Here is a 7,169-nt window from a genome sequence, read left to right on the forward strand (position 1 = left end):
CGGGCCCGTCGGCGGCGTCCAGCAGCGGCAGCAGGGTGCGGGCCGGTTCGGGCACCGGTACCCGGCCGGGCGTCCGCACGGCGCTGTCGGTGGTGCGGGTGGCGGCCTCCAGCCGGAGCCAGGTCGGGCCGGTGGGCCCGGCCGCCAGGGTGAGGGTGAGGTGGTCGGTGCCGTGCGGGGCGGGGGTACGGACCCGGCGGCGGTCGTAACGGCTCCCGGGGCCGATCGGGTCCCCCGGAGCGCCCGGGAGGGAGCCACCGTCGCGGTCCAGCAGGACCCGGTCGCCGAGCCGGAAACGCTCGGCGTAGGGAGCGGAAGGGGCGGACGGGGTGCACGGGGCGCACGGGGCGGTGGACAGCGCGGGCGGCGGGCCGAGGAGGGCGGGCGGGGGTTCCTCGCACCCCTCCTGTTTCAGCCAGGCGGCGAGGTGCTGGTCGGCCAGGGCGAGGGCGTCGGCGTACGGGAGGGCGGTGGTGACGGTCATCCGATAGGGCGCCGCAGGGCCTCCGGAGCCGGGGAGTCCGGCTCGGGCGGGCGACGACGAGGAACGTTCCGAGGTCATGCGCATACCTCCGTGGGGCGGTGGGGTCCCGTGTCCTCCATCGATGGGTCTTTGGTCCGGTTCGCCGGACCTGTGCCCAGGAAACGCCATGGCCCGGAGCGGAAGTTCCAACTCCGGGCCACGTCACTACATTCGGGTGAATCTGCTCAAGCCGACTGTCGCACGGGACGAGAATCTGCATGGCTTCCGGCCCCGCCCCGGCCCCTCCCCCGGACCGGCCGCGCGGACGCCGTCCGCTCAGACCGGGACCTCGACGTAGGTCCGGCCCGCCGCCACCCCGACCGCCGTGCCGCCGGTCGCCTCGGCCAGCCAGGTGTGGAACGCCGCGACCTCCGGCTCCGGCACCCCCACCTCGATCCGCACCCCGGACGCCTCGTACGCCAGGTCGCTGACCGTGTGTCCGGCCGCCCGCAGGTCGTTCTCCACCCGCCCGGCCCGGGCGTGGTCGACCGTCACCGCGAGCAGCGCCACCGGCCGCCGCTCCAGCAGCCCGAGCTCGTCCAGCGCCTCCGACACCGCACTCCCGTAGGCGCGCACCAGGCCGCCGGCGCCGAGCTTGATACCGCCGAAGTAGCGGGTCACCACCGCCACCGTGTCGGTCACCCCGCGCCGGCGCAGCACCTCCAGCATCGGCACCCCGGCCGTCCCGCCGGGCTCGCCGTCGTCGCTGGAGCGCTCGCGGCGCTGCTCCTCACCGACCACGAAGGCGGTGCAGTTGTGCCGGGCGTCCCAGTACTGCTTGCGGATGCCCGCGATGAAGGCCTGGGCCTCCTCCTCGTCGGTGACCCGGGCGAGGTGGCAGATGAACCGGGACTTCTTGATCTCGATCTCGTGCGTGCCCGCGCTCCGGACGGTCAGGTACGGCCGGGGGGTCGGCTCCGGTGTGGCGGGCATGGCGCGGCGGTTCTCCCGGAGGGCGACGAGGGGCGGACGGCGCGGCCCGGGCGGGACGACAGCTCGCCCACGGACCGCCCCGCCAGCCTACGGCGTGGCCTTCGGACCGGGCCCGAGGGGCGGGCGGCCGGCAGGGCTCAGCCGCGGCCCGCGAGCGCGTCCAGCCGGGCCCGGTCCAGGCCGGTCGCCGCCCGCACCTCGGCGAGATCGACCGCGCCGCAGTCGAGCCCGCGCAGCAGGTACCCGCTCAGCGCCCGGGCGGTCGCCGGCTCGTCCATGACGTCCCCGCCCGCCTTGGCCACGTACGCGGACAGCCGGGCCGCGGCGGCGGCCAGGCCCTCCCGGTAGAAGGAGTAGACGGCGACGTAGCGGGTCGGCAGATGCGCCGGGTGCATGTCCCAGCCCTGGTAGTAGGCACGGGCGAGCGAGCGGCGGACCAGGTCGTGGTGGAGCTTCCACGCCGCGTGCACCTGGGCGGTGGTGCCGGTCGGGATCACATTGGTGGAGCCGTCGGAGAGCCGCACCCCGGTCCCGGCGGCGGCGACCTGCATCACCGCCTTGGCGTGGTCGGCGGCCGGGTGGTCCATGCTCTGGTGGGCGGCGGCGACCCCGCACGCGGCGCTGTAGTCGAAGGTGCCGTAGTGCAGGCCGGTGGCCCGCCCCTCGGCCGCCGCGATCATCCGGGCGACGGTGGCCCGGCCGTCCGGGCCGAGGATCGCCTGGGTGGTCTCGATCTGGATCTCGAAACGGAGCCGACCGTCCGGCAGCCCGGCGCCGCGCTCGAAGTCCGCCAGCAGCCGGACCAGCGCGGTGACCTGCTCGGCGTAGGTCACCTTGGGAAGGGTGAGCACCAGCCCGTCGGGCAGTCCGCCGTGCGCCAGCAGGGTGCCGAGGAACAGTTCCAGGGTGCGGATGCCGCGGTCCCGGACGGCCGCCTCCATGCACTTGATCCGGATCCCGAGGTACGGCGGAGCACTGCCGTCGGCGACCGCGGCGGCGAGCAGTTCGGCGGCCCGGACCGCCGCCGCGTCCTCCTCCGCGTCGGGCCGGGGGCCGTAGCCGTCCTCGAAGTCGATCCGCAGGTCCTCGACCGGCTCGCGCTCCAGCTTGGCCCGGATCCGGCGGTGCACCTCGGCGAGCAGCGCGTCGTCCGCCACGCCGAGCGCGCGGGCGAGCTCGGCGGGGGTGCCGGCGTGGGTGTCGAAGGCCTCCAGGGCCTGCCGCCCCCAGCTCCGCACGGTGTCGGCGGCGAAGGCGTCGGCCGGCACGTAGACGGTGTGGACCGGCTGGCGGGTGCCCGGGTCGCCCGGGAAGCGGTGGGCCAGCTCGGCGTCGACCGGCGCCAGCAGCGCGTCCACGGCGGACCTGGCGGCGGCGGAGAATCCCGCCGCGCCCGTCGGCCCGGTAGCGCCCGTCTCGACCTGCGACATCCGTCACTCCTCACGCAAGCATGCGCGCGGGGCCCGTGCCAGGCCAGCGCTTCAACAGTTTGTTGATGCGAAGGTAGACGGGCCGGGAACGGGCGTCAATGGTCCGCCGGCGGACCGGGCGGTACAGCCGCGGGCCGGGTCAGTCCCGCCCGGAGGTGGCGTAGCGGTCCCGCAGCTCCGGGTAGAGCGCCTCGACGTCCTTGGGGTGGACCGAACCGTCGGGACGGTTGCCGGCCACGCCGTACTTCTTGGTCAGCCAGGCGGCCAGCCGCTGCGGGTCCGGCTCGTGCTCGAAGGTGTCGATGTAGCTCACCAGCGCCTCGAACGCCTGCTCGGGGTCCAGCCGGTACGAGCCCGGGCGCGGCGCGGGACCGATCGGCCGCTGCGCGCGCTCGGCGAACTCCGGCGCCTCCTCCGCGGCCTCGGCGAACTGCTCCTCGGTGTAGGCCTGCTCCGCGTAACCCTGGTCGAGCTGTCCCTGCTCCGTCCGGCCCTGGTCGAGCCGGCCCTGCTCGGCGAAGCGCTCCTCGACGAACGGCGGCTCGGCGTACCCCGCCTCGGGCCCGGCGGCGGCGGCCTGCTGCTCCGGCGCCTCCGGCTGGTCCAGGTCGGTCGGGCGCGGCGGCTTGAACCACGGCGACACCTGGCCGGGCACCCGCCCGCCCTGCGCACCGTCGCTGGGGTGCCCGGTGGTCCGCACGGCACGCTCGGTCCAGACGTTCAGCTCCTCCTCCTGCGGCACCGGGGACTGCTGCGCCCCGCCGACCGGCTCCTGGGCGTCGCGCAGCCGCACGGCGGCGAGCTTGGCGAGCACCTCGGCAGGAGCGGGCTCGGGCTGGCCCTGCGGCTCCGCCTCCGGCTCCGGGTGGACCTGCCCCTGGGGCTGCGGCTGCGGACGGCCCTGCGCCGGGCCCTGTACCCGCGCAACAGCCGGGGCGGAACGGTCGGCCCGGACCGGCTGCTGCTGCCGTGCGGCGACCGGCGCCTCGGCCACGGCCCGCGCGGGCTGCCCGGCCGGCACCAGTGCGGCGGCCGCGCGGCTCTCCTGGAGCGCGCGGGCCTCCTGCGCCGCCAGGGCCGCCTCGGCCCGGGCCGCCGCCTCGACCTCGCGGGCCTCCTTCTCCTCCCGGGCCACCCTGGCGTCCTCGTCCATCCGGTCGAACACCGTCGGGTCGAGCGGCACGCCGTACTTGGCCAGCTTGAGCGGCAGCAGCGCCTGGATCGGCGCCGCGCGGCGCCAGCCGCGGCCATAGCGGAAGCGCAGCTGGGCCCGGTAGACCAGCCGGTTCTGCTCCAACCGGACGACCTCGTCGTAGGAGCGCAGCTCCCAGAGCTTCATCCGGCGCCAGAGCCGGAAGGTCGGCACCGGCGAGAGCAGCCAGCGCATCATCCGGACCGACTCCATGTGCCGGTCCGCGGTGATCGCCGCGATCCGGCCGACCGCGTGCCGGGAGGCCTCGACCACGACGACGAACAGCAGCGGGATGACGGCGTGCATGCCCATCCCGAGCGGGTCGCCCCAGGAGGCGGCCGCGTTGAAGGCGATGGTCGCGACGGTCAGCAGCCAGGCGGTCTGCCGCAGCGCCGGGAAGGGTATGCGCAGCCAGGTGAGCACCAGGTCCAGCGAGAGCAGGACCACGATGCCCGCGTCCACGCCGATCGGGAACGCGTAGGAGAAGGCGCCGAAGCCCTTCTGCTCGGCCAGCTCCTTGACCGCGCTGTACGAGCCGGCGAAGCCGATACCGGAGATGATGCAGGCACCTGCGGCGACCAGACCGAGCAGGCTGCGGTGGGCCTTGGTGAGCGATGGGCGTGCCATTACGTCTATCAACCCCTGGATGTCGGCTGCGGCCGTTCGCTGCCTCGGCTGCCGGTTCCCGCTTGTCGGGGCGCCGGACGGCTGAGCGACCTCCGGGCTCGGCCCACCGGAGTTTACTCGTACACCTGTCCCAGCGTTCCCGCAGCCCGCACCGTCGTCGCGACCGGCCGCTCCCCGGCTCCCCGGTCCCCCGCCGCGCGGAGCCGGGGGAGCGGGCGCCCGGTCAGGACGGCTTCCCCGCCGTGCCGTTGAGGTAGGCCAGCACGGCCATCACCCGGCGGTTCGCGTCCTCCGCCGGGGCGAGTTCGAGCTTGGTGAAGATATTGGCGATGTGCTTCGCCACCGCACCGTCGCTCACCGACAGCCGGGCGGCGATCGCCGAGTTCGAACACCCCTCCGCCATCAGCTCCAGCACCTCCCGCTCGCGCGGCGACAGCCGCTGCAAGGGCCCGGAACGACGCGAGGTGCTCTGCATCAGCTTGGCGATGACGTCCGGGTCCATCGCCGTACCGCCGGCCGCCACCCGGCGAACCGCGTCGATGAACTGGTCGGCGTTGAAGACCCGGTCCTTCAGCAGGTACCCGATCCCGCCCGTGCCGTCCGCCAGCAACTCCCGCGCGTAGAGCTGCTGGACGTGCTGCGACAGCACCAGCACCGGCAGGCCCGGAATCTCCCGGCGGGCCTGGAGCGCCGCCTGGAGTCCCTCGTCGGTCAGGGTCGGCGGCAGCCGGACGTCGACCACCGCGACGTCCGGACGGTGCGTCAGCAGAGCCTCCTGCAGCTCCGGACCGGTCTCGACCGCGGCGGCGATCGTGAAGCCGTGCGCCTCCAGCAGTCTGATCAGACCTTCTCGAAGGAGGTAAAGGTCCTCGGCGAGGACAACTCGCACGGCAGCTCCAGGGTGATGGTGGTCGGACCGCCCGACGTACTGTCGATGGCGAGGACACCGTCGAAGGTACCCAATCGCCGCTCGATCCCCCGCAGCCCGGTCCCCCTCGTGGGATCCGCGACCCCGACGCCGTCGTCCGTCACCGTGACCCGCAGCCGGCCGGCGCGGTACAGGATGTCCACCCACACCTGCTCCGCGCCCGAGTGCTTGGCCGCGTTGGCCAGCAGCTCGCAGATGCTGAAGTACGCCGTGGCCTCCACCGGCGCCGCCGGGCGGTCCGGCAGGCTCACACACACCTCGGTCGGCAGTGCGCAGTCCAGCGCGAGCGCACGGACCGCGTCACCCAGCCCCCGCTCCGCCAGCACCGGCGGATGAATGCCCCGGACCAGGTCGCGCAGCTCCTGGAGCGCCCGCGCCGAGGACTGCCGGGCCTCGGACAGCAGCTCGCGCGCCGCCACCGGATCGGTCTCCATCAGGTGCTCGATCGTGCCCAGCGTCATCCCGATCGCGACCAGCCGCGCCTGGGCGCCGTCGTGCAGGTCCCGCTCGATCCGCCGCAGCTCCGCCGCCTGGTCGCCGACCGCGTCGGCCCGGGTCTCGGTCAGCTCCGCCACCCGGCGGGTCAGCTGGGCGTGCGAGGCCCGACCGTCCTTGTCCAGCACCCGGCGGGCCACCTCGGCGTACGCACGCACCGCGTACGGAGCCAGCAGTGCGCCCAGAGCGAGCAGCCCGAGCCCGAGCAGGATCGAGAGGAGCAGGGCCGCGGCACCCCTCGAGCCCACGGGCCCGTCGCCGCGGACCGCGACGACCAGGAACGCCGCCCCGCTGCCCAGGACCCCCAGCACCACCGCTCCCAGCGCGGTCGCCAGCAGCGGGCTGACCACCAGCCAGAGCATCTCGCGCCGCGTCACCGCGTCCCTCGCGGCCCAGTGCAGCAACTGCGCGAGCCGGGCGACGTTGTGGGACCGGTGATAGGAGTAGCCCGTCCACCAGTGACCGCGGGCGTCCGCCTCCAGCGGCGGCCTGGGGGTGTACACCGCCTGCAGCTTGGTGCCGTACCAGCGGTTGAGCTGCCCCCGCGTCCGGGTGGCGGTCGGCCGCACGAACAGGCCGGCCAGTGCCAGGCCCGCGCCCACGGCGGCGATCAGCGCGACGAACACCGCCGGGTAGTAGCCGTCGAGCATCCACGCAGCCGTCGCGCCGGCGAAGAAGGACCCGAACACGGGCACCACCACGATCGGCACCGCAGCGAGCACCAGGAGGGACAACCGGGCCAGCCCGCGGCCGCCCGCAGCGAGTGCCGCCTCGGTCTGGGCGCGCACGGCACCGCCCCCGCTGATCCGACTCTCTGTGGCCACGCCTACTCCTGATTGCTGATGCCGATGCCGCAGACCGGCCCCGATCCTCCTCATCCAGTGTCCCCGGACGCAGGGCCGCCGGCACTGGCCGTCCCACCCGAATTCGGGGTGGTCCTAGGTCCACCCCGCGCGGGCCCCTGCCCCAGCGGAGCCGACACGGGGCCGAATCCCCCGCGCGCCGCACCCAGCAATTCGCGGCAATTCACGCAGAACGCAA

At 74.7% G+C, this 7,169-nt stretch carries 5 protein-coding genes and 1 pseudogene; all 6 read right to left on the minus strand.

Going from position 1 to position 7,169, the window contains the following annotated elements:
• Positions 1-484 (minus strand): annotated as a pseudogene (locus tag BI06_RS51115) (hypothetical protein); the annotation flags it as partial.
• Between the two features lie 315 nt (positions 485-799).
• The gene (locus tag BI06_RS24135) at positions 800-1,456 is read right to left on the minus strand and encodes a YigZ family protein (RefSeq protein ID WP_051741704.1); all 657 of its coding nucleotides are present in this window, start codon (positions 1,454-1,456) and stop codon (positions 800-802) included.
• Between the two features lie 137 nt (positions 1,457-1,593).
• Positions 1,594-2,886 carry an aldolase/citrate lyase family protein gene (locus BI06_RS24140; protein WP_043471302.1) on the minus strand — a complete coding sequence of 431 codons (1,293 nt, stop codon included), beginning with the start codon at positions 2,884-2,886 and terminating at the stop codon, positions 1,594-1,596.
• A 139-nt stretch (positions 2,887-3,025) separates the two neighbouring features.
• Complete coding sequence (locus BI06_RS46665; protein WP_082558639.1) at positions 3,026-4,705, minus strand: DUF2637 domain-containing protein; 1,680 nt, start codon at positions 4,703-4,705, stop codon at positions 3,026-3,028.
• 223 nt (positions 4,706-4,928) lie between these two features.
• Positions 4,929-5,594: a response regulator transcription factor gene (locus BI06_RS24150; RefSeq protein WP_030397758.1), complete on the minus strand. Its 666-nt coding sequence runs from the start codon at positions 5,592-5,594 to the stop codon at positions 4,929-4,931.
• Entirely contained in the window at positions 5,546-6,952 is a 1,407-nt protein-coding gene (locus BI06_RS24155) for a histidine kinase (protein ID WP_233290268.1), read from the minus strand. The genes BI06_RS24150 and BI06_RS24155 overlap by 49 nt, the downstream gene beginning before the upstream one ends.
• Positions 6,953-7,169: the final 217 nt, after the last annotated feature.

It is taken from the genome of Kitasatospora sp. MBT66 (assembly GCF_000710405.2).
Classification (GTDB): Bacteria; Actinomycetota; Actinomycetes; order Streptomycetales; family Streptomycetaceae; genus Kitasatospora; species Kitasatospora purpeofusca.

Bases quoted from the DNA above. Each gene is read 5' to 3' on its own strand.
- BI06_RS46665 (WP_082558639.1), bottom strand. From the start codon at position 4,705: ATGGCACGCCCATCGCTCACCAAGGCCCACCGCAGCCTGCTCGGTCTG.
- BI06_RS24140 (WP_043471302.1), bottom strand. From the start codon at position 2,886: ATGTCGCAGGTCGAGACGGGCGCTACCGGGCCGACGGGCGCGGCGGGA.
- BI06_RS24135 (WP_051741704.1), bottom strand. From the start codon at position 1,456: ATGCCCGCCACACCGGAGCCGACCCCCCGGCCGTACCTGACCGTCCGG.